At 60.0% G+C, this 19,796-nt stretch carries 17 protein-coding genes and 7 pseudogenes; 7 read left to right on the plus strand and 17 right to left on the minus strand.

Annotation, left to right across the window (positions count from 1 at the left end):
• Positions 1-856 precede the first annotated feature (856 nt).
• Positions 857-1,165: pseudogene (locus CXY71_RS01795) on the plus strand (transposase); the annotation flags it as partial.
• Positions 1,166-1,419: 254 nt separating this feature from the next.
• Here the strand turns inward: CXY71_RS01795 and CXY71_RS01800 are convergent.
• Positions 1,420-2,205, minus strand: a complete 786-nt coding sequence (locus tag CXY71_RS01800; RefSeq protein WP_104134013.1) for a thioesterase family protein — start codon at positions 2,203-2,205, stop codon at positions 1,420-1,422.
• A gap of 418 nt (positions 2,206-2,623) precedes the next feature.
• Positions 2,624-2,812: pseudogene (locus CXY71_RS01805) on the minus strand (IS3 family transposase); the annotation flags it as partial.
• A gap of 1 nt (position 2,813) precedes the next feature.
• Here CXY71_RS01805 and CXY71_RS01810 point away from each other — a divergent pair.
• Positions 2,814-2,999: pseudogene (locus CXY71_RS01810) on the plus strand (IS3 family transposase); the annotation flags it as partial.
• 160 nt (positions 3,000-3,159) lie between these two features.
• On the opposite strand, the gene CXY71_RS20510 reads toward CXY71_RS01810, so the two are convergent.
• A complete protein-coding gene (locus CXY71_RS20510) occupies positions 3,160-4,326 on the minus strand; it encodes a hypothetical protein (RefSeq protein WP_146072714.1) in 1,167 nt (388 codons plus the stop codon).
• A 331-nt stretch (positions 4,327-4,657) separates the two neighbouring features.
• Positions 4,658-4,978 carry a hypothetical protein gene (locus CXY71_RS01820; RefSeq protein ID WP_104134016.1) on the minus strand — a complete coding sequence of 107 codons (321 nt, stop codon included), beginning with the start codon at positions 4,976-4,978 and terminating at the stop codon, positions 4,658-4,660.
• A gap of 70 nt (positions 4,979-5,048) precedes the next feature.
• Here CXY71_RS01820 and CXY71_RS01825 point away from each other — a divergent pair, with 70 nt between their 5' ends.
• Complete coding sequence (locus CXY71_RS01825) at positions 5,049-6,074, plus strand: IS630 family transposase (RefSeq protein ID WP_233204333.1); 1,026 nt, start codon at positions 5,049-5,051, stop codon at positions 6,072-6,074.
• A 148-nt stretch (positions 6,075-6,222) separates the two neighbouring features.
• On the opposite strand, the gene CXY71_RS01830 is transcribed toward CXY71_RS01825, so the two are convergent.
• Positions 6,223-6,576 carry a zinc-binding dehydrogenase gene (locus tag CXY71_RS01830; RefSeq protein WP_233204334.1) on the minus strand — a complete coding sequence of 118 codons (354 nt, stop codon included), beginning with the start codon at positions 6,574-6,576 and terminating at the stop codon, positions 6,223-6,225.
• 109 nt (positions 6,577-6,685) lie between these two features.
• Here CXY71_RS01830 and CXY71_RS21685 point away from each other — a divergent pair.
• Positions 6,686-6,907: pseudogene (locus CXY71_RS21685) on the plus strand (IS1380 family transposase); the annotation flags it as partial.
• Positions 6,908-6,990: 83 nt separating this feature from the next.
• Here CXY71_RS21685 and CXY71_RS01840 read toward each other — a convergent pair.
• From CXY71_RS01840 to CXY71_RS01875, 8 genes and pseudogenes are all read right to left on the minus strand, one after another.
• Positions 6,991-8,187 (minus strand): IS110 family transposase, encoded by a 1,197-nt coding sequence (locus CXY71_RS01840; RefSeq protein WP_104134025.1) that lies wholly within the window; start codon positions 8,185-8,187, stop codon positions 6,991-6,993.
• 483 nt (positions 8,188-8,670) lie between these two features.
• Positions 8,671-9,402 carry an IS21-like element helper ATPase IstB gene (istB, locus tag CXY71_RS01845; protein ID WP_199184158.1) on the minus strand — a complete coding sequence of 244 codons (732 nt, stop codon included), beginning with the start codon at positions 9,400-9,402 and terminating at the stop codon, positions 8,671-8,673.
• Between the two features lie 82 nt (positions 9,403-9,484).
• Positions 9,485-9,691 (minus strand): annotated as a pseudogene (locus CXY71_RS22310) (hypothetical protein); the annotation flags it as partial.
• The gene (locus CXY71_RS01855; RefSeq protein ID WP_104134018.1) at positions 9,676-10,374 is read right to left on the minus strand and encodes a GntR family transcriptional regulator; all 699 of its coding nucleotides are present in this window, start codon (positions 10,372-10,374) and stop codon (positions 9,676-9,678) included. The pseudogene CXY71_RS22310 and the gene CXY71_RS01855, both read right to left, overlap by 16 nt.
• A 160-nt stretch (positions 10,375-10,534) precedes the next feature.
• Positions 10,535-11,773: an alpha-hydroxy acid oxidase gene (locus tag CXY71_RS01860; RefSeq protein WP_233204335.1), complete on the minus strand. Its 1,239-nt coding sequence runs from the start codon at positions 11,771-11,773 to the stop codon at positions 10,535-10,537.
• Between the two features lie 77 nt (positions 11,774-11,850).
• Positions 11,851-13,212: an MFS transporter gene (locus CXY71_RS01865; RefSeq protein WP_158252943.1), complete on the minus strand. Its 1,362-nt coding sequence runs from the start codon at positions 13,210-13,212 to the stop codon at positions 11,851-11,853.
• A gap of 44 nt (positions 13,213-13,256) precedes the next feature.
• Positions 13,257-14,123 (minus strand): SMP-30/gluconolactonase/LRE family protein, encoded by an 867-nt coding sequence (locus CXY71_RS01870; RefSeq protein WP_104134020.1) that lies wholly within the window; start codon positions 14,121-14,123, stop codon positions 13,257-13,259.
• The gene (locus CXY71_RS01875; RefSeq protein WP_158252945.1) at positions 14,107-14,844 is read right to left on the minus strand and encodes an RraA family protein; all 738 of its coding nucleotides are present in this window, start codon (positions 14,842-14,844) and stop codon (positions 14,107-14,109) included. The genes CXY71_RS01870 and CXY71_RS01875 overlap by 17 nt, the downstream gene beginning before the upstream one ends.
• Positions 14,845-15,043: 199 nt before the next feature.
• Here CXY71_RS01875 and CXY71_RS01880 point away from each other — a divergent pair, with 199 nt between their 5' ends.
• The 3 genes and pseudogenes from CXY71_RS01880 to CXY71_RS21695 all read left to right on the plus strand — a co-directional run bounded on the left by CXY71_RS01880 (position 15,044) and on the right by CXY71_RS21695 (position 18,078).
• Entirely contained in the window at positions 15,044-16,411 is a 1,368-nt protein-coding gene (locus CXY71_RS01880; protein WP_104134022.1) for an MFS transporter, read from the plus strand.
• A gap of 59 nt (positions 16,412-16,470) precedes the next feature.
• Positions 16,471-17,319 (plus strand): annotated as a pseudogene (locus CXY71_RS21690) (GMC family oxidoreductase); the annotation flags it as partial.
• A gap of 297 nt (positions 17,320-17,616) precedes the next feature.
• Entirely contained in the window at positions 17,617-18,078 is a 462-nt protein-coding gene (locus tag CXY71_RS21695) for a GMC oxidoreductase (RefSeq protein WP_233204337.1), read from the plus strand.
• Here CXY71_RS21695 and CXY71_RS01890 read toward each other — a convergent pair.
• From CXY71_RS01890 to CXY71_RS01905, 4 genes and pseudogenes are all read right to left on the minus strand, one after another.
• On the minus strand, positions 18,075-18,497 hold the full coding sequence (locus CXY71_RS01890; RefSeq protein WP_104134023.1) for a cupin domain-containing protein: 423 nt from the start codon (positions 18,495-18,497) through the stop codon (positions 18,075-18,077). The genes CXY71_RS21695 and CXY71_RS01890 overlap by 4 nt on opposite strands.
• Complete coding sequence (locus CXY71_RS01895) at positions 18,494-18,847, minus strand: putative quinol monooxygenase (protein ID WP_104134024.1); 354 nt, start codon at positions 18,845-18,847, stop codon at positions 18,494-18,496. The genes CXY71_RS01890 and CXY71_RS01895 overlap by 4 nt, the downstream gene beginning before the upstream one ends.
• Complete coding sequence (locus tag CXY71_RS22315) at positions 18,829-19,299, minus strand: aspartate 1-decarboxylase (protein WP_368665847.1); 471 nt, start codon at positions 19,297-19,299, stop codon at positions 18,829-18,831. The genes CXY71_RS01895 and CXY71_RS22315 overlap by 19 nt, the downstream gene beginning before the upstream one ends.
• A gap of 76 nt (positions 19,300-19,375) precedes the next feature.
• Positions 19,376-19,729: pseudogene (locus CXY71_RS01905) on the minus strand (transposase); the annotation flags it as partial.
• Positions 19,730-19,796 lie beyond the last annotated feature (67 nt).

Consider the following 19,796-nt stretch of genomic DNA (forward strand, 5'->3'; position numbering starts at 1 on the left):
CTACTACGCTGAAACAAACGGCCCGATAAATATCGAAGCCGCCAACAAAACGGCGGTATGAAACCCGGGACGGTTCAAAGTAACGTTCAGACAAAAAAGGTCACCCAAGCGTGCGCCAGGGTGACCTCTACTCGTCAGCGGTGGCGTCGGCCAACCTCAGCCCCAGCTCGCCGCTTAAGATATCGAAATACGAGCAAACCGACGAGTACGACAAATAGTAAGACCATCCCTACCATTGCGATTAGCGTGGGAGGGTCAAAAATGATCGCATCGGTAACGTACGGGGCGTAAAACGTATCTGAATACATCCGCACTTCCTCTTGATTACGGCATAACCCAAGTCGCGTAGGCTGAGTCATCGCCAACATAAATGTTCAAATAAGTCGTTTGAGACCCAACGCTCGAGGTGGCTCTTCCAGAGTAGGTTGCTCCCGCCGATGTCCAGGATGTTTCTTGTCCAACGAAATTGGACCTGCCCGGGAGAGTGCAAGTGTACCCTCCGGTGCAGGTCTGACCTGGGTTGTTGGTGCTCCATAGCTGATCATTGTCCTGGCCTCGAACGAGGATATAACTCGCATAGAACCAGTGAACGACCTGCCCGGACCCGCCGCGCACTAGGCAGTTGTCGCGGTTTGCATAGCCCGACCCGATCGTCGCGGTGCAACTCGTGATGCTTGTATCGGATGCTCTGCTCGTTGAACCGGCACGCGGTTCTGTGGAGGCGAAATCCGTTGGATCCGAAATTACAGCGGGCTCGACCTGCACATCGGCTAGTCTGATCGACCCATCCTCAAACGTCTCCGTTGTACGCTGGAAGACGCCCACCACCGAAGTTTTGGTACTGATGGACGACACATTTGAACGCTCGGATGACCGCACCAACCAGCGCAACGGCACCCGGTCGCGCGTCCTCACGACGATGGCCGGGGACCTGAATCTGAAGATCCCCAAGCTGCGCCAAGGGTCATTCGTCCCCGCCTTCCTCGAACGGCGCCGACGCGTTGACCAGGCCTTGTTCGCCGTCGTCATGGAGGCTTACCTCCACGGCGTCTCGACCCGGAAAGTCAAGGCCCTCGGCGCCGACACAGGCATCTCCAAATCCGAAGTGTCCCGGATCTGCGCGGATCTTGACGGTGAAGTCGCCACGTTCCGTGACCGTGACCTCGGCGTCCAGCGGCGCGGCCTGGGCGATGGCTTTGTCGTGATCGATGCTTCGCAGCTGAATTACACATTGGCATTTCCCGTGACGGATGAACTCCACGCAATCGCCTGATGGATTCGAACTCATCAGTGGGTGGTTTGGTCAGTCGCTGCTACGCAGTTCGCTTGCCCACGCACCGAACCGCGCTCTCATCACCTTGACTTGGTCCTCGTCGACGCCGTATCCCGCGAAGCGTTCAGGAGCTATTCGGTGCACGATCAGCTCATTGGCCGCACGGTGAGGATCTGCTCGGCGCGGCCAATCGCCCCAAGCTCGTCGTGCAGCACGCTGCTAGTGAGGCCGAGGCCGGCCGCACCGAACGTGACGGTGGTATCGAGTCCGACCCAGTTGCCGGTCGGCTGCCGGTATAGGTGGATGGTCAGATCGAGATTGGGGAACATCCAGTCCATGGGCGACTCGCGAACAGCGACCCCGTTGGCGGTGTCGACCAGCGCGATGAACGAGGCGTGCGGGCTGCTCGGCTGCCCCGCGACGAGCGCGACATCCGTGCGCAGCCATGCGCTCGCCTTGCCGGGCTGCGGGGGTGCAAGGGTGCTCATTTCCAAGGACGCGACGAAACCGCCCGGCCAGGTGTCGGCCATCGACCCAGGGACACCCGTGTCGGGTGACGGCAGCGGCACCGATTCCCCGCCGGCAACAGCCGTGGTGTCGGTGGTCGCGATATACCAGGCGCGGGCGAGCACGGCCGCCCGACCCGCGATGATCACGGTCGCCTCGAGCAATTCGATGGTGCGGCCCGGGCGGATGGTATCTACCGTGATTTCGCAGACATCCGCTGCGAGGAAGCCGAGGATGTCGAAGCTGATGCGCCCGAGCTTCTTGTCATTGCTACCTTTATCGGTCGCGGTCCTGTGCCGGTCGATGGCGTGCACGATTAAGCCGCCGAGGGGACTGAAGTGGATCTCATCGGCTTGCCAGGCGCCGCCAGCATAGTCGGTTGGTCGGTAGCGGCCGGGGGCAATCGGGGCGAAATAGGCATCCATCAGACGGTGTACTCCAGTGCTTCCAGTGCATGAAAAAGATCGACATTCGATCACGAGCGTATCCCGTGCATCGAAGCGGTATCGCCGCGGCCGCTGTCACGAAAACAGGATGGGATTGTCGATATCTCTTCGAAAACCGGATCAAACGGGCCCTCTGGGTCGCCGAACTCCGGTTCCGTGAGGGATGCCAAAGCCAGACTCGAGAAACCCGTTGTGCTAGGCGGATCGGTTGGTCTATCCACGTCTTCAAATCGCGATGCGCCAAGACTCCGTCAAACAATGCGTCCGCGGGCAACGTCGCTCAAAATGTCCGGCGCCTCCGACTGCTCCATTCACCTGTCCGAGTTCAAAACCTCGAAACCCCCGATGGATGGTCTGCGCCCGTCAAGTTTTTGAGACAATCTGATGTGTTTTTCTTCTACGCCGCAGCCTTTTGGCGGCGGTCGCAGTGGGCGGCGTGCAGCGCGGCCGCGGGTTGTAGCCCTCCGTTATGCGAATGAGGGCGCCGCCGGTTGTACCAAGATTCGATGTATTCCATCACGGCGGTGCGCGCGGCGAGGTGGTTGTCGAAGTAGTGCTGGTAGTACATCGCGGTCTTCATGTCGGAGTTTTTCTCGATGCTCAAGAACGAGCGTGTCTACCGCACGGCGTATGCCACGAAATCACAGGCTCGAAGCGATGTCATCCGCTATATCGAAGGGTTTTACAACAGTCGACGTCGGCACTCCGCGCTCGGTTACCGAAGGCCCAATGAAGTCCACTATGGTTATCGACAGCCAGCATTGGCAGCGTAAAAGAATCCACTAATTCCGCTGTCCGAAAGGCCCGCGGCAGCTCAGCGCGTTGGATTGGGGGAATCACGTTTGGAGGAGTGCGTTGCAGAGCAGCAGGCAAGGATAGGCAGCTGTCACGATGAAGGCAACATACGGCAAGTTTCCGCGCACTATGGCTAGGCTATTCACCCCATAGCGTCCATTGAGAGAAATCAACAGGCCGGAAAGGGGGCCGACGGTGACTGCGCAGCCCCACCCGATTATCGCCGCGAGCACAAAAAGCGTTAGATCCGGGTCCATTTGTGCAGCCAAGGCCGCCAGAGCTGCCATCGAAACGACAGGATGCACGCCCATCAGCGACAGCGCCACCATAATGACGATGCATGAGCCATGCCTCGAGAACCCCAAAATTGCTAAATGGAAGTGAAACTGACGCCACAGACAGGAATGCTTTAAGCCCTACCGCCAGTAGCCCGGCGGAGGCAAAAAGCGTCAGCTCCCCCTGATATTTCGGGACATGGCGGACTGCGTGGTTCGCAATCTTCCGAGTTGCCCCACGAAAATCTTGCAGGTAAAGAACCACTGCAGTAATCGCGAGAGAGCACACTAAGACCAGTTTCGCGACAGGCGCGTTTGGTGCCAGGAAGTGAATCAGTACAATCAGCACCATCATTGCCACAGGAACCCGCAACACCTGCCGGGTCAAAGCGTAACCCTGGTACCCGCGAAGTTCACTTCCCAAGAGTCTGGCCGTTGATTCAGAACTGAACGCAATTGCCAGGCAGGCGAGCGCCGCGCCACATACAAACACCACGGGGATCCGGGCCTCGGGCGCGTAGGTCAGGGCGGCTGCCGACGCCGCCCAGAACGGGGACCAGAAAGCGCCGCTTGAGAACGCCCGCGAAATCAACAGCGCGTCAGAGGTAGCCAGCACCCCGTTGCGTCGAAGATGATCTCCCGCAGAACTGACTACCGTCATGTTGATCACGGATCCCAGCAGATGCACAACACCCGTGGTCCGCCATACAGCTGCCCGTCCGCTGAGCCGCGGTTCTGTTGAGCTTTCCTGCGGGGTGATGAGTTGCAGGAAAGAAACCGCAGCGATCATCCCGATGAGCGTCTGGTTCACCGACAATATTTCGCCTGCACTGTAGGAATAACCGCGGGTCAGCGCAATGACAAACGCAGTGACGCCTACACCTATGAGAGTGCCAGCGACCCACCTCAGGGGCACAGGAACTATGGTGATGCCCACAACTGCTCCACCGATCATGAACGCACCTGCAACGGTTTTCGCCCCGGGCACGAAAAGCGAAACGCCAACGGCGACGATCAGCAGATTAAGCAACGAGCCGAAAATACGACGACGAATAGCCGTGATGTCCCCCTATCGCAAGATCGCCTCAACGCCCCGGATCGCGAACACTGGTTAGGCAGCGAGCTAATCTCCCGCGTGATCTGATGAGTATTGCACCTCCAACTGCATGGCGCTGACCTGCCCGTGCGAGAAACGACCGCTGCGCCGTCTCAGCGGCCATTCATCCCGAGATATCTCCGCTAACTCAGGGCACGTCTTCCGTCGCGGACACGAGACTGGCATCAAGCCTTCGAACTAACTTGTGCACAAATTCAGTGCGACCGTCTCGGCTAGTGGTTGAGTTTCGAAGTTCTTCGGGGGTTTACGTCCAGTCTGTGGTGCTGGCGAGGTAGAGGTTGCAGGCGATGTCGAGTCCGTCCTCGGGGGTGCTGACGGGGAGGTAGGAATCTTCGTAGTCGTCGTGGCTGACGCGGTAGATCGCGAAGCCCCACCGGCTCGCTGATCCGGCGTAGCGGAGCCGGCAGAGCGGGAGCTCGTCTCCGTTTGGGCGGTGCCCCGTGACGTAGGCGAAACCTCCGCGGCACCGAACCGTGACGCGGGTGAGTTCGGGCCAGCGCTCGCGTTGGCGGCAGGCGAGTCGCTGCTGCACGGAGTCTTTTGTGGACTGGGGAATGGTAGCCATAGCCTCTATGGTGACTGAACGTGCGGCGTGGCACCACACCGAATTTGGTTTCACGGTCCAGAACTGTTTCATGCGTATGATCAGCGAATTTACTATCGAGCTCAGCGACATCGACCGTCGCGTTCTGACCCAACGTGCCACCCGCGTCCGCAGCGAAGTGCGGGACAGTCTGCGTGCCCGCATCGTGTTGAACGCCGGTGAGGGTAGGTCCAACGCGGCCATCACCCGAGACTTCTCGGTGTGTGTGGACACGGTGCGGAAATGGCGCCGCCGGTTCAGCGCTGGCAGTGTCGAGGGGCTGAAAGATCTCACGAGGAGCGGGCGACCGCGCCGGTTCACGGCGATGGCCGTGGCGGAGGTGAAGGTGTTGACGTGCGCGCTGCCCGCCGAGGTCGCCGTGCCGTTGGCCCGGTGGTCGTATCGGGAGCTCGCGGCCGAAGCCATCACCCGCAATGTCGTAGATTCCGTGTCGGTGTCCACGGTGCGTCGTTGGCTGCACGCGGATGCGATCAAGCCGTGGCAGTGCCGGTCGTGGATCTTTCCCCGCGACCCAGCTTTTGCGTTCAAAGCGGGCCGGGTTTTGGATCTGTATGACCGAATCTGGGACGGAGTCCCGTTGGGTCCGGACGAGTACGTGATCAGCGCTGACGAGAAATCGCAGCTTCAAGCCCTGGCCCGCCGCCACCCGACCCTGCCGCCAGCGCCGGGCCGGATCCGACGTCAAGAGTTTGAATATCGACGCGGTGGGACGCTGGCCTACTTCGCCGCATACAACGTTCACCGGGGCCGGATCCTGGGTCGTTGCGCGCCCACGACTGGGATCGAGCCGTTTAACGCCCTTGTTGAGCAGGTCATGCACACCGAACCATACGCCTCAGCGAAGAGGGTGTTCTGGGTCGTTGACAACGGCTCCTCCCACAACTGCGCCCGCTCCATCGACCGCATGCACGACGCGTGGCCGAGGACTAGACTCGTCCATTTGCCCATCCACGCGTCGTGCTTGAACCAAGTCGAAATCTTCTTCTCGATCGTTCAATGCAAAGTCGTCAAGCCACAGACTTTCAGGATCTGGCCGCACTCGAGGAACGACTCCTGAGCTTCCAAGACCGCTACAACCGAACGTCAGTCCCGTTCAATTGGCGCTTCGGTCGCAAATCCCTCGACGAACTCCTCGAACGCCTCGCCACTCACGAAAACCCCACTCTCGAACCCCCGACAAACTTGCAAACTTGACCACTAGTAGGTCAGCGGTCCAGTTTCCGCGTGCGACGACGCCCGTGGTCAACCCGCCACATCGTGAGCAGGATCCTACCGATATGGCGTCCGGAGTCGAAGTGCTCGTGCGCCTCCGCTGCGTCCTCCAACCGGTAGCGGGCCTCCACCGCCGTCCGCACCGTGTTTGCTTCTATTAGACGCCACACGTGTTCCTTGACCTGAGCAACAATCTGCGCCTTTTCCTCCACAGGCCGGGCGCGCAGGGTGGTGCCAATGACACGTGCGCGCCGGGACATAAGAATTCTCAAGTCCAACTCCGATTTGCTCCCGCCTTGCAGCCCAATAACGACCAGTCGGCCACCGGGCGCTAAGCCTGAATCCACCGATCGACCTGCGATTTTGACGGCGTGTTAAACTGAGAATGCCCATCTGATCAGGTATAATAGGACTTATCTAGAGTTCAAATTTACCGGCCAGAAGAGCACCTCGTAGATGCAAGTTCCCCACACCACCCGGGCTGTTTCTGCATCATTCGACGACCCCAATCTTGTGTCGTCTTCTGGCTTGGTCCCGATCATGAAGTTGGCCGCCCGTGCCGTCCTGCAGTCGCTGGCCGATCAGTGGCTGACGGTCCCCACAGACAAGGGTTCCAACGCGGGCCTGAAAGTCGCTTCACTGGTCGGCGGGATGGTCGCCGGCGCGGACTCAATCGACTTATGCCGACTCCGGGATTATGCCGATACGGGTTGCGCTTGCGAGCGAGATCGCTGTGCTCGGGGGTGCCCCTATGTAGTTCGTCAAGGGGTAGGGGGTGATTGGGCTTGATAGATTGTGCCGTCGCGGAGCATGGCGTAGAGGACGTCGCATCGGCGTCGGGCCAAGGCGATCAGGGCTTGGTTGTGGCGCTTCCCTTGGGCGATCTTGCGGTCGTAGTAGGTGCGGGAGACCGGGTCGCTGAGCGCCGCGAAAGCGGAGAAGAAGAGCGCTCGCTTCAGAGCTTTGTTGCCTCGTCTGGAGGGGTGCTCGCCGCGGATCGATGATCCTGATCGCCGGGTGACCGGGGCGAGTCCGGCGTAGGAGGCGAGGTGGCCGGCGGTGGCGAAGTCTTTGCCCGAGACCTCTGTGATGAGGCGGGCGGCGGTCCTCACGCCCACCCCGGGCATGCTCGTCAGGATAGGTTCCAGCGGGTTGGCGTCGACGAGCTCCTCAACCTCGAGGGCGATCTCAGCGCGCTGGCGGCGGAGCGTTGCCAGTTGCTCGGCGAGGCGGGGCAGCACGGCGCGCGTCGCGTGGGTGCCGCCGACGACGGTCTGTTCGGAGAGGGCCTGGAAGATTTCCTCGGCCAGGCGGCGCCCGATCCGCGGCGCGAGCTTGAGCAGGCGCGTGCCAAGCCGGTTCAGGCCGGCGGCTTTCATCGCGGTCGGCGTCGGGTATTTCTGCAGCAGGTCAAGGACGGCCGGGTGGTCGAGGTGCGGGCCCAGAACCCCCTCGAGAGCTGGGTGGACCTGCATCAGCAGCCCGCGGATCCGGTTGCTGGTCGCGGTCATCTGACCGACGATGTCATCGTCGAATCCGCACAGTATCGACAGTTCCGCCATCTGCTCGTCCTCGACGCGCAGCGGCCGGAGAGCCTGCGGGAGGGTCCGGGCGGCCTCGGCGATGATCGCGGCGTCGCGGGCGTCAGTCTTCGCTTCGCTGGCGTGCAGATCGGCGATCCGCCGCATCGCCAAGCCCGGAAGGTAACCGACGAGGATGCCTTCGTCATACGCGACAGCGACGGGCAGAGCGCCGACGGTTTCGGGCTGGTCGACGACCAGGAGCACGGTGCCGCGGACCTTGAGCTTCTGGATCACGGCCCGCAATTTTGCTTCGTCATTGGGGAGCGCCTTGTCGTAAAGTCGTTTCCCGGAGCGGTCCAGAGCGACCGCGTGATGTTCGCTTTTCCCAACGTCAACACCTATGAACACGTCAACGCTGTCGTAATTCTCAATCATGAGTTTCCCGTCAGCCATGCAGATCGGTTGGTCTGTCCACGGCATCACGTCTCGGCATCCACGTTACGTTCGGCCAAGAAACGAGTTCCAGTCGAGCCCCTATTAGCGATCACCCAATGCCAGTCAGGCCCGGTGACAACACCCCCCGGATCATTCATGACTGGGGGCAATAACCATGCCGGGCCTAACAGGCCAACACCCTTCAGAAGCAAAGCTTCAAGGGCTACCTACAAGGTAACGGGGGTTCTGGGACGGTGGCCCTTGCTGCGCTTCGGCATAATTACAGGGCTTCGAGGAAGGCAAGGAGCGTGTCGGTCGGTCGGTAACGGCCCGGTGGTGACTGAGTGTGTTTTGTCAACTTCAAGTCGGCCATTTGAGCGCTAGTTAACCGGCCAGTGCGTCGTCGTTTCCGGCCAGTTGAGCACGGTGATCGGAATGGCTGGGTTTCGGGGTCGTTTCGTCCCCGGGTTAGTGCTCCGGCGGCTATTTCATGAGGGCGTGTTTGACCCGGTAGGACTCGCCACGGAATTGCAGGAGCCGGCCATGGTGGACGATGCGGTCGATGACTGCGGCGGGCATGTTGTCGTCTCCGAACACGGTTCCCCAGCGGGAAAATTCGTGGTTTGTGGTGATGATCAGGCTTCTTTTTTCATAACCGTCCGCGATGACTTGGAACAGGAGCCGGGCGCCTTCGGTATCGATCGGCAAATATCCGAATTCGTCGATTGCGAGTAGCCGGTTTTTCGCGATGGAGGCCAGCTCCCGATCGAGGCGGCCTTCGTCTTGGGCGCGGCGCAGCTGCATGACCAGCGACGAGGTGGTGAAGAAGCGTGCCGGAATTCCTTGCTGGCAGGCGGCGGCGACCAGCGCGCTGGCGAGGTGGGTTTTGCCGGTGCCGACATCGCCGTAGAGGACGAGGTCCTCGGCCCGGTTGATGAATTCCAGCGACGTCAGCTCGTCCCGGCCGTAGTCCTCGGGGAACTTGACGTTGGAGTAGTCAAACCCCGTGAGCGATTTCACTGCCGGCAGCCGGGCCACCGGCAGCAGCCGTTGGCGGCGGGAGGCCTGCCGGGATTCGTGCTCGGCCGTGAGCATGCCGTGCAGGTATTCGCGTTGCTTCGGGGTGCCCTTCTCAGCCCATGCGGCCAGCACGGTATTGGTCAGTGATGCCTGCCGGCCGGTCTCCATGATGTCTTGAACGGTGATGAGGGTCATGCGATCTCTCCAGTCACGGTGTTTGGCGAGTAGCCCGACTCGGTACGGTTAGTCCAGGTTGTTGGTACTGCCGTTCCACACTGTGTTTGATCTTGTTCCACGTGCTGGTCCCGAGCGGGAGGTGTGAAATCGTGATGCTCAGCCCGGTTTCTTGGGCCAGGGCGGCGAGCCCGGTTTTCCACGCGCAGACTAAGGACAGGTCGGAACTCGGGTCGGCATGCTGACCGACCTGATTGGAACCAGCGGCGGATGGTCTCGTCAAACGTGAAAGATTCAGGTACCCAGACAACTAGGAACAAGCCCAAGAATGTACGACTGATTGTGCGACTGATGCATCTTCAACGCAGAAATGAGTTGATCAGAATCGCGTGAGGCCAGAGCGGCAAGTATCGCCACGTGCTCGTCGTGCATACGCTGCACCACGTCTGGAGAATACTCCATCATCGACCGATAGGGAACCAGCATCCCCCACATTTTGTCTACCTCCCTCGCGAAAATTCTGTCCCGCGAGAGAATCCAGAGTTGTTGGTGAAAGTGCGTATCGACTTTCACCACGGGCTTGCAGTCATCGACGGCAGTGAATTTGCGGCCCAACATTTTCCGGTTGAGGGCGGCCATCGAGTCCAGGTGGGTTTGATCTGGCCAGGTGATCGCCTCAGCCAATTGGAGTTCGCAATTGTTCCTCAACCACGTGATCTGCCGCAGGTCTCCACTCGAGCGTTCCATAACATAGTGCCCAACATTGGGCTTGTGCTCGAGAATGCCCTCGGAGGTGATCATCTTGAGAGCCTCCCGAACGGGTACCCGGGAAATGCCCAGGCGAATCGCCAAATCATCTTGCCGCAGGTGCTCACCGGGAACAAGCTCGCCATCCATGATCATCTGACGGATGGTTTCGACCGCCTGGGCAGTCTTGCGGCCGTAACGCGCCGGCTGGTCTGCTGGGGGCGCAGCGGTGTAATCGTTGTCCATTTACATCTCCGAATTATCGCGCTTCGAGCGCCACCAATCGAGCATACGTGAACTAATCAGCGGACTCCTGGGGTTCCCGCGGCTACCGTCGCGCCGATCGCGAAACGGGGCAGGGACAACGACCGCGCGTGCGATTCCGACGCAGCGGAAATCGGCCACCTCATGCCGCGCTCCTAACCACGTGCTCCGGCCCCACCGCGCCGATATGGGTGATCCCGAGCAACTGCAGCGTGTGCCGGGTTTCCGCCTCCAAAATCGCAATGGCCTTGCGCGCGCCCTCCGCACCCCCCGCCATCAGGCCGTAAAGATACGCCCGCCCGATGAGGCACGAGCTCGCTCCCATGGCGATGGACGCAACGATATCCGCACCGGTACGGATGCCACTGTCGAGAATGATTTCGACATCCGGACCCAATTCACGACGAAATTCCGCAATAACCTCGAACGGCGTGAGCGCCTTATCAAGTTGGCGACCACCGTGATTGGAGACGACGATAGCGTCAGCGCCGAGCGCAAAAGCCCGGCGCGCATCATCAACCGAGAGGATGCCTTTAACAACGAGCTTGCCAGACCACTCGCTGCGGATCCACGCGAGGGCATCAAAGTCGACGGCTTGGTCGAATATCTCATCCATCATGGCGAACAGGGAACTATCGCCGCTTTTCAGGGCCTCGAATCCAAGGGGAGGTGTGGACAACATATTGAACCACCACCGCGGATGAAGCGACATATTCACAAAAGATCGTGTGGTCAGTTTGGGCGGAATGGTGAGTCCACTGCGAATGTCGCGACGCTTCGCCCCCACAACGGCGGTATCGACCGTGACGAACATCGCCGTGTATCCCAGGGCACTGACCCGTTTGATCAGCGCTCGGCTGGAATCACGATCCTTCTCCAAATAGAGTTGAAACCAGCGCGGACTTCCCTCGGTGAGTCGGCGGATCTCCTCCGGCGACACCGTTCCAAGCGTGGCCAGCGTGAAGGGAATTCCGGCGTCATTCGCCGCCCACGCCACCGCGGACTCACCCAGATGATGTGTCATCCGTGTGAATCCGGTCGGCGCAATCGCGAATGGCAGGCGAGAGTCGTCCCCCAACATCGACGTCGTCAGGTGGACGGATGACACGTCTCGCAACACCGTCGGTCTAAAACGCACCCCTTCAAACGCATCGCGGTTCCGGCCCGCGCTGATCTCCGATTCCGCCCCACCATCCACATAGTCGAACACCGATCGCGGAACGGCCTTCATCGCCGCGATCCGCAGGTCTTCGATCGTGATCGCTCGCGACAGGCGCCGCCGCCAAGGCAGCGGCTGGATCTGCTCAAAACCCAGGAGGGGTTTGACGTCTTTCCAGCGCGGCACCCGTCGCTGTGCTTGTGGCATGGCCTGCGAGCCCATGGTCATCCTCATTCCAATAATTGTCGCCAGTTCCGGAGAGCAGCCGACCGCCACAGGATGCCGGTCGGCCAAACCGGTCAGGGCGCGAACTGCGTTGCAGGTGCTTCATTGCGCTGTCGCCGGACGACCTCCCGAGCTCCTATCAGCGCGCCGATTATGGTCATTGCGCTGGCAACAGCCACGAGCGCTGCTACCAACCACGGCGCCCCTCCAGAGAGGGCAGTAAGCAAAGCGGCGACAAACGGCGCCGGGCCAGCGATGAGGGCGCTGCTGAGTTCCCGAGTCGTCGCAACCCCCGAAAAGCGATGCTTTGTGTCAAATAGGCTCGCCAGGAACTCGCCCTGCGCACCTGCACATGCACCCCAGCCGATCGCGTACGCGACAACCATCGCCCCCACGATGAGCACAGGGTCACCGGTGTTGAGCAACATAAAATACGGAACGGCAAACAAAATGCTGAAGCTGGCCCCGATGATCATTACTTTGGCCGATCCAATTTTGTCGGCCAGTTTGCCAAACAGTACGCAGGTCACGGATGAGACGGCGCCTAGGAGAAGCACCCCCGTAAGCCCGACTTGGGCCGGCACCTGGAGGTCATTGGTGATGTAGCTGAGTGAATACACACTGATCACATAGGCGCCCACCCCAATAACGGTCGGGGTGAGAAAGGCTGCCAAGAAGGCAACTTTGTGGTTCACGAAAATTTGGGCGAGCGGAAAGCGCTGCGAAACCACGTGTGGCGTCGCTTCCGCCGCTGCCTTGGCCCTCTCGAATTCCGGGGAGTCCTCGATCTTGGACCGCACCAACAGGGCGATGACAACAATGACACTGCTGGCGATAAACGGAACACGCCAGCCCCAGTCGAGCATGGTCTTCTCGTCGACGAGAGCGTTGGCTACGACAAAGAAGACAGTACCGAGAAAGATCCCGAATGTCGTTGCAGCGCTCGAGAATGACGCCAAGAATGCCCGGTTCTTCGGCTGCGCGCTCTCGGTCACCCAGGTGAACGCGCCGGCCAGTTCCGCACCAGCGCCAAACCCCTGCAGGAGTCGAAGCAGCACCAGAAGTACGGGCGCCCAGACACCAATCTGTTGATCGGTCGGTAAAAAGCCCATCAGTACTGTCGAGAGGCCCATCAAGATGATGGTGAACATCATGACGGGCTTTCTGCCGTGTTTGTCACCAAAGTGACTCAAAACGATTCCGCCGATTGGCCGGGCGAGAAAACCAACAGCGAAGGTGGCGAACGCCAGCAGTGTCCCGACGATCGGGTCGGCATCCGAAAAGAACAGGGGCCTAATGAATAGTGCCGCAGCAATCCCATAGAGCCCATAATCGAACCACTCGACGACGGTGCCGATGGCCCCTGCCGCCGCTATTCGTTTCGCGCTGTGCGGAGTTCTTTCCTTCGGAGCGGTGATGCTCGTTGTGACTACCATGCTGTCTGCTTTCTTCTTCATTGAAGGTGTAACGAAACAGGTTGTTAACGAAACGGGTGCAGCGGCATGCCGGACGCACCCCAGTTGTGCACGACCAATACCTCGCCGAGGTCAGAGGCCGTGATAACCAGAGAACCGGATGGCGTAAACGCCACGTTCGTATAGAACGACCCGGTGCCGGGCGAATACTCATCGATAGGCTTCCCCGTACTCGTCCACGTTTGTATCGTGCCGGCATCTCCCGTCAGTGATATGGCGCCAATGACCAGGTTCCCGGATTCGTCGAAGGCCATCCCGTCCGGGTACCCCGATGTCATTTGAATGGCAAGCTCCGGCTGGCTCAAGGTACGGCCAACGACATCCGCACGGTAGATGCGCGAGTCATTGGTCGAAGCTAGGTAAAGATGATTTTCGGCATCAAAGGCGATTCCGTTAGGAAACCACGGCGTCGACAGCAGTATCTCCGCGGACCCGGTCTGCGGATCCACCCGCCAGATGCGGCCGTCGGAAATCTCCCGAGAACGGGTGGGATCGGTGACGTAGAGAAAACCGTCAGGCCCAAAACACAGGTCATTGGGCGCAATTGGGTCCCGGGTAAGCCACGACACGGTGCCATCGAGGGTGATCTTCTGAACTCCGCCCACGGACGCTGGCATCCAGGACGGACCCTCAGACGCCCACCGCCCACCGTTCTGCGCGACAAAAATTGTGCCAGAGCGGTCGATCACGGCTCCGTTTGCTCCTCCACCAAGGCTAGTGAAGTGAGCATCCGCTCCCGTCGATGAGACACGATAGACACCGCCGTCGGAAATCGAGGTCACGAGAATCTCCCCAGATGGGCTCACCACCGGGCCCTCAGTGAACCCCAAGTTCGCTGCCACGCAGACCTGATTTCTACCGTCCGACTTCATCAATGCCCCCTATGGTATGAAACATCTCCCAGTATCGATCTGCAATTGCCTTCACGGCATCCCCGGCCGGATCGTCGTTGTAGTCGGCCAGGCAGCTCCGGAGTGCCGCGGGCCGCACCGAGGCGAGCACATCGTCGAGCGCACGCCGGGGAATACAGACAACCCCGTCGAAGTCCCCCACGATGACGTCGCCAGGCTCAACCACCACACCGCCGCATGCGACCGGAACATTGATCTCACCAACTGTCCGTTTGCCAGGTGAGTAGGCGGCATTGGATCGCCCGAGCACGGGCACACCCAACGCTGCGATGTCATCAATATCTCGCCAGCCACCGTCGATAACAACCCCGCTCAAGCCCCGGCTCAGGGCCGCGATCATCGCGCTCACTCCGGTACCGGCCCCCTGATCGTATCCGCGCCAATCGACGACAAGAACATCCCCCTCGGCACACCGGCTGAGACCACCGTGAATGGTCCAATTGTCCCCCGGATACGCCTTCACCGTTACGGCCGTGCCGATCAGACGCGGCATCGAAACATGCAGGGGTCGGATGCCCACGTCAAGGGTGTAAAGACGACCCACCGCGTCACTCAGATCAGCGAGGGCGACCTCTCGAAGTGCCTCCCTGATATCTGAGGGAAGCGACAACCCGGGCAGGCCCGCCCGCGGTTTGATAACGGAGGCATGCCCCAATTCCGTCGAAACCTTTCCGTCACTCATCGTCCTTTTCTCCTTCATCGCAGATTTATGGACAGCACAGATATGTGGACAACTCGGGTCCTCGCAGATAACATAACATAAGTTACGAGGAGGAGAGGCTCACGGAGCCGAGTTTCACCCCGCAACAAGTCAAAGGAGTCTTGATGTTCAACCCGCACGCACGCCCAGAAGTCAGCCTTTTCTGCGCAAAGGGTCGTCAATGACCACGGTGACCGCACCCGCCAGAGCGCTCGGCGAATTGGGCGACCGCACACTGCGCAAGGTGCGAAGACGGGTTATGCCGCTCATCGTGTTGCTTTATTTCATCTCTTACCTCGACCGCAACAATGTGGGCTTTGCAAAACTCACTATGAGCGCGGACATCGGTCTCAGTGCAACCGCTTTTGGCCTCGGTGCTGGCATCTTCTTCATCGGGTACGCGGTCTTCGAGATTCCCAGCAATGCCGCGATGTACCGCTTTGGCGCGCGCAAGTGGATTGCCCGCATCCTCATCTCGTGGGGAATCTGTGCTGCCGCGATGGCACTTGTAAACGGTGCGACGACGTTCTACGTCATCCGTTTCCTGCTCGGTGTGGCCGAGGCGGGATTCTTTCCCGCAGTGTTGTTCTACCTGACACTGTGGTTCCCTGTAGCCCAGCGCGTTGCGGTACTGGGAATTTTTATGCTGGCGTTGCCCATCTCGAACGCCCTGGGTGCCCCGCTTTCGGCTCTCGTCCTCGGCATGGAGGGCGTGCTCGGACTGCACGGTTGGCAGTGGGTCTTCATTCTCGAAGGCATACCAGCCGTGCTGCTCGGAATTTTCACTCCGAAACTGATGACGAACCGGCCAGCAGATGCCACATGGCTCAGCAATGAGGAGCGCGAGTGGCTCACAACCACCATGGACAACGAGCAGGCCGGCAAACAAGCAGCGGGCAAACACAACTTCTTACACGGCCTCAGAGACTCACGCACGCTGGTTTACTCCGCCCTGTATTTCGGCTTCTCCTGCGGAATCTACGGACTCGCACTCTGGATACCCACGATCATCGCGGCACTGGGCAACTTCAGCATCATGGAGGTCGGCCTGATCGTGGCCATCCCGTACACGATCGCCGCCTTCTTCGTGTATTTCTGGGCCCGACGCTCCGACCGCACGGGCAAGCGCGCCTGGCACGCAAGTGTCAGCATGGTGCTCGCCACTGTTGGCCTGCTCGGAGCGGGATTCCTCCTCCCGGTCAACGCCGTTCTGTCGGTAATCTTCCTCACCCTAGCCGCCATGGGCTTCTACTCAGCCATCGCCCCGTTCCTCGCGATGCCGTCGGCGGCACTTGCCGGTGCGGCGGTTGCCGCCAGCCTCGCGATGGTCAACTCGGTCGGAAACCTCGGTGGTTTCGTGGCACCCTTCGTCGTCGGCATCTTGAACGACGCCACCGGAAACAACCAGGGCGGGCTGATATTCCTTGCAACCTGTCTCGCGATTACGAGCATCGGGACTTATCTCTATGCACGCAGGCGCCCCGAGGGGTACTCGGCACCGACAGACAATGCCGCGGTCGAAACAACACTGGCAACTCCCGCCGACTAACCGGATTCATGGAAGGGGGAAGGCCTGCCAGTGCGGGCGCTTCCCCCAGAAAGAAACGCATGACTTACGACTACATCATCGCCGGAGCCGGATCAGCCGGTTGTGTGCTCGCCAACCGCCTCTCAGAAGACCCGTCGATCAGCGTGCTGCTCTTGGAATATGGAGGATCGGACCGCAACCCGATGCACCGCATCCCCAAAGGTTTTTACTACACAATGTTTGGGCCGCGGTACACCTATGACTACGCCACCCAGATGATCGCACCGAATGGCCAAAACGAAACCTGGTCGCGGGGCAAGGTCACCGGTGGCTCAAGCACAATAAACGGGATGACTTACAACCGGGGGTCAGCTGCCGATTACAACGCGCTCATGGAACTGGGCAATCCCGGCTGGGCCTGAGGAGACATCCTGCCCGTATTCAAAACGATGGAGGATCATCAGCTCGGTGCCTCACCCATGCGCGGCGCCGGCGGCCCGCTACACGTTTCGATAGCCGACGACCTGGATACGGTCACGGAAGCGATCGCCCTCTCTGCCGAGCGGCTGGGCTGGAAACGCACGGCCGATGTCAACGCGAGCGACAACGAACGCATCGGATTCACCCCCACGAACATCGAGAACGGTCGGCGTGTCAGCTCCTCGAGCGCGTTTTTACGCCCGGTGCTCAAACGGCCAAACCTGACCTACATCGACCGCACAAAGGCTGGCTATCTGCTGTTCGAAGGCAATCGTGTTATTGGCGTGCGCACCAGGAACGCGGCTATCACTCACGACTATTTCGCCACAAAGGAGGTCATCGTCGCACTCGGAACCATCGAGAGCCCATTACTCTTGGAGCGCTCAGGGATCGGCAACGGCAAGATTTTGGCTCGGGCCGGCGTCGAAACCCGCGTCGAAAGCCCGCACGTCGGTGAAAGGGTCATCGAACAGCGGGCCGTCGGAATGCAGGCAACCCTCAGAAACGACATGGGCACGATCAACCAGGGCCAGAATCGGCTGCTCAATTCACCGGTGAAACAGGCCTGGGCGGGCGCCAAATACCTGGTTACTCACCGTGGCCCAATAGCCACGGGCGGGTACGCCCTCGTCTCGTTTTTCAAGTCTTCACCGGACGTAGACCGACCGGATATCCAGGGTCTGTTCGCTCCGTTATCGAGAGACGTCGCAGCTAATTCACTCAAACTTGCCAAACACGGCGGGCTCATGTTCACAGGGTTCCAGCTGCGCCCCACGACCGAGAGTTCTGTGCACATCAGCGGCGGTCTGCCCGGCAACGTGCCGATCATCGACGCCCACTTTCTGGAGACGGAGAATGATCGTCGGGTTACGGCGACGATTCTCGACCGCGCGCGCGAGGTTCTCTCGCAGCATCCGCTTTCCGAGCTGGTTCTGCACGAGGAGATCCCCGGTGCGCGAGTCTCGTCACCAGAGGAGGTACTGAAGTACTCGATGGACACCGGAAACACCGTCCATCATGCCGTCGGATCCTGCGGAATGGGCCCGAATAACGACGATGTCGTGGACGCGTGGCTGCGGGTGCGCGGAGTGGACGGTCTGCGAGTTGTGGACGCATCCGTGTTCCCGACAATGATTGCTGGCAATACGGCCGCGCCGATCATGGCCCTGGCTTGGAGGGCATCAGACCTGATCCTCGGCAGTAATTAGCCGGCCTGCTCGCCGTCAACGCGACCGGTATCACCGGTAGCAATGAGGGTGCGCGTGGCATCGACCGAGGCGTAGGTCCACAGGATGCGCATCACCGCGGTGTCGGATGCGTTACGAAATCGGTGGCTAATGTTGCCCGGTACAAACGTGGTGTCGAACAGCACGAGGTGTGTTTCGACGCCGTCGATGTCGACGATCGCGTCGCCCTCAATGATCACCACACTTTCCGCACAGTTGTGTGTGTGGTGCGCGATGGAGGCCCCGGGCGCAAAGGTAGTGATCCCATTGAGAAAACCAGTTGACCCGAGCTCCTGCGTCACGAGTTGCACGGTGCTGGCCCCACTCCCCCGGTCGACGGAGGGCAGGCTGGCGGGATGCAGGATAGCGGTGCCTTTCGCGGCTGGTGAGAGGGAGGTCACAGTCCATCCTCGAGTGAGACGACGCTCGGCGTCGCACCATGGTCGGCATCCGTCGCAATGATTCGTTCGCCCACCGTCATGACCTGCGATCCGGTGACGACAGTCTCCTCAACCGCAAGCTTCCAGTCAGCATAGTGCGGTGCGGAGCGGTGCTCCTTATAAAAGGCATCCGCATCCCGATAAATCTCATAGAACCCGAAACAGTGCTCAGCGCCCTCAAATTCAACAACATCGAAATACAGGCAACCCGGCTCCTCTGAGACAGACCGGCGGGCGTTGATCGCGATCGCATCCCGAAACTCATCCCGCTTCTGCGGCTTCACCTGCACCGTCACCCAGACTGAGAACATTGACGACGTCCCCCTTCCTCAATACTGGCCGTCAGACCACACTCAGGCATTCTAAGATTTGACAACGCACTTACATCCTCAGGAAGCAAACTATAGAGCGAGTACATACTTACACAGCGCGCGCCGCTATGTGAACTGCCGCCGTCATATATTGGTACTGGTCGACGCCCAGTTCGCTCGTACAAGGAGAACCCGACGCATTGGCTGAACTGATCCTCGATGGTCAAGACTCGGACGGCCGATCGATCGCTACCGCCAATGGTCAGCGATCCAACATATTGCAGGTCGGAGTCCGTCACCGTTGGACGATGAATCCTGGACTTAAACATGGTATAGCGCAATTTCACAGAGCCCTTTCGACACGAGTTGACCTGCTCGACGACTTCTAGCCGGATAGACGCCCACCCGACTTCCTGAGGATTGCAAGATCGCCCCCTCCGCGCGGACTCCATCCAACCCTCCAACCCTCCAACCCTCCAACCGTTCGGCTAGGGTGTGTCTCGTTAACGGTGTTTCCGGTGTTTTTCATTAGTAGGATTCTGCGTTCGGCCAGCGGTCGTGGAAGGTGATGGCGAAGGCGTTGAGAGCTGGCTTCCAACGCATCGTCCAACGAGCTCGGCCCTCACCGGTGGGATCGAGACTTCGCGTGACCAGATACAAGCATTTTAGAGCGGCCTGCTCGGTGGGGAAATGCCCTCGAGCACGCACCGCCCGCCGGTACCGGGCATTGAGTGACTCGATCGCATTCGTGGAGCAGATCACCTGGCGGATCTCGGGATCGTAGGACAGGAAAGGGGTGAACTCTTCCCACGCCGACTCCCATAACCGGATGATCGCACCGTATTTCTTTCCCCAGATCTCGGTTAGATGGGACTGCTGAAGGTTTAGTTGACACTTCATTTAGGCCGCGAGTGAGGCCGGTTGGTCCATTATTTCAAACTCGATCGGC

Source organism: Cryobacterium sp. Y62, assembly GCF_002929785.1.
Classification (GTDB): Bacteria; Actinomycetota; Actinomycetes; order Actinomycetales; family Microbacteriaceae; genus Cryobacterium.

Excerpts from the sequence above, each read along its gene's own strand:
- CXY71_RS22315 (WP_368665847.1), bottom strand. The coding sequence starts at position 19,299 with ATGGAGTCCGCGCGGAGGGGGCGATCTTGCAATCCTCAGGAAGTCGGG.
- CXY71_RS01840 (WP_104134025.1), bottom strand. The coding sequence starts at position 8,187 with ATGATTGAGAATTACGACAGCGTTGACGTGTTCATAGGTGTTGACGTT.
- CXY71_RS01855 (WP_104134018.1), bottom strand. The coding sequence starts at position 10,374 with ATGGACAACGATTACACCGCTGCGCCCCCAGCAGACCAGCCGGCGCGT.
- CXY71_RS01820 (WP_104134016.1), bottom strand. The coding sequence starts at position 4,978 with ATGGCTACCATTCCCCAGTCCACAAAAGACTCCGTGCAGCAGCGACTC.
- CXY71_RS01860 (WP_233204335.1), bottom strand. The coding sequence starts at position 11,773 with ATGGGCTCGCAGGCCATGCCACAAGCACAGCGACGGGTGCCGCGCTGG.
- CXY71_RS01895 (WP_104134024.1), bottom strand. The coding sequence starts at position 18,847 with ATGTTCTCAGTCTGGGTGACGGTGCAGGTGAAGCCGCAGAAGCGGGAT.
- CXY71_RS01800 (WP_104134013.1), bottom strand. The coding sequence starts at position 2,205 with ATGGATGCCTATTTCGCCCCGATTGCCCCCGGCCGCTACCGACCAACC.
- CXY71_RS01870 (WP_104134020.1), bottom strand. The coding sequence starts at position 14,123 with ATGAAGTCGGACGGTAGAAATCAGGTCTGCGTGGCAGCGAACTTGGGG.
- CXY71_RS01825 (WP_233204333.1), top strand. The coding sequence starts at position 5,049 with ATGCGTATGATCAGCGAATTTACTATCGAGCTCAGCGACATCGACCGT.
- CXY71_RS01875 (WP_158252945.1), bottom strand. The coding sequence starts at position 14,844 with ATGAGTGACGGAAAGGTTTCGACGGAATTGGGGCATGCCTCCGTTATC.
- CXY71_RS01865 (WP_158252943.1), bottom strand. The coding sequence starts at position 13,212 with ATGGTAGTCACAACGAGCATCACCGCTCCGAAGGAAAGAACTCCGCAC.
- istB (WP_199184158.1), bottom strand. The coding sequence starts at position 9,402 with ATGACCCTCATCACCGTTCAAGACATCATGGAGACCGGCCGGCAGGCA.
- CXY71_RS01880 (WP_104134022.1), top strand. The coding sequence starts at position 15,044 with ATGACCACGGTGACCGCACCCGCCAGAGCGCTCGGCGAATTGGGCGAC.
- CXY71_RS21695 (WP_233204337.1), top strand. The coding sequence starts at position 17,617 with ATGTTCACAGGGTTCCAGCTGCGCCCCACGACCGAGAGTTCTGTGCAC.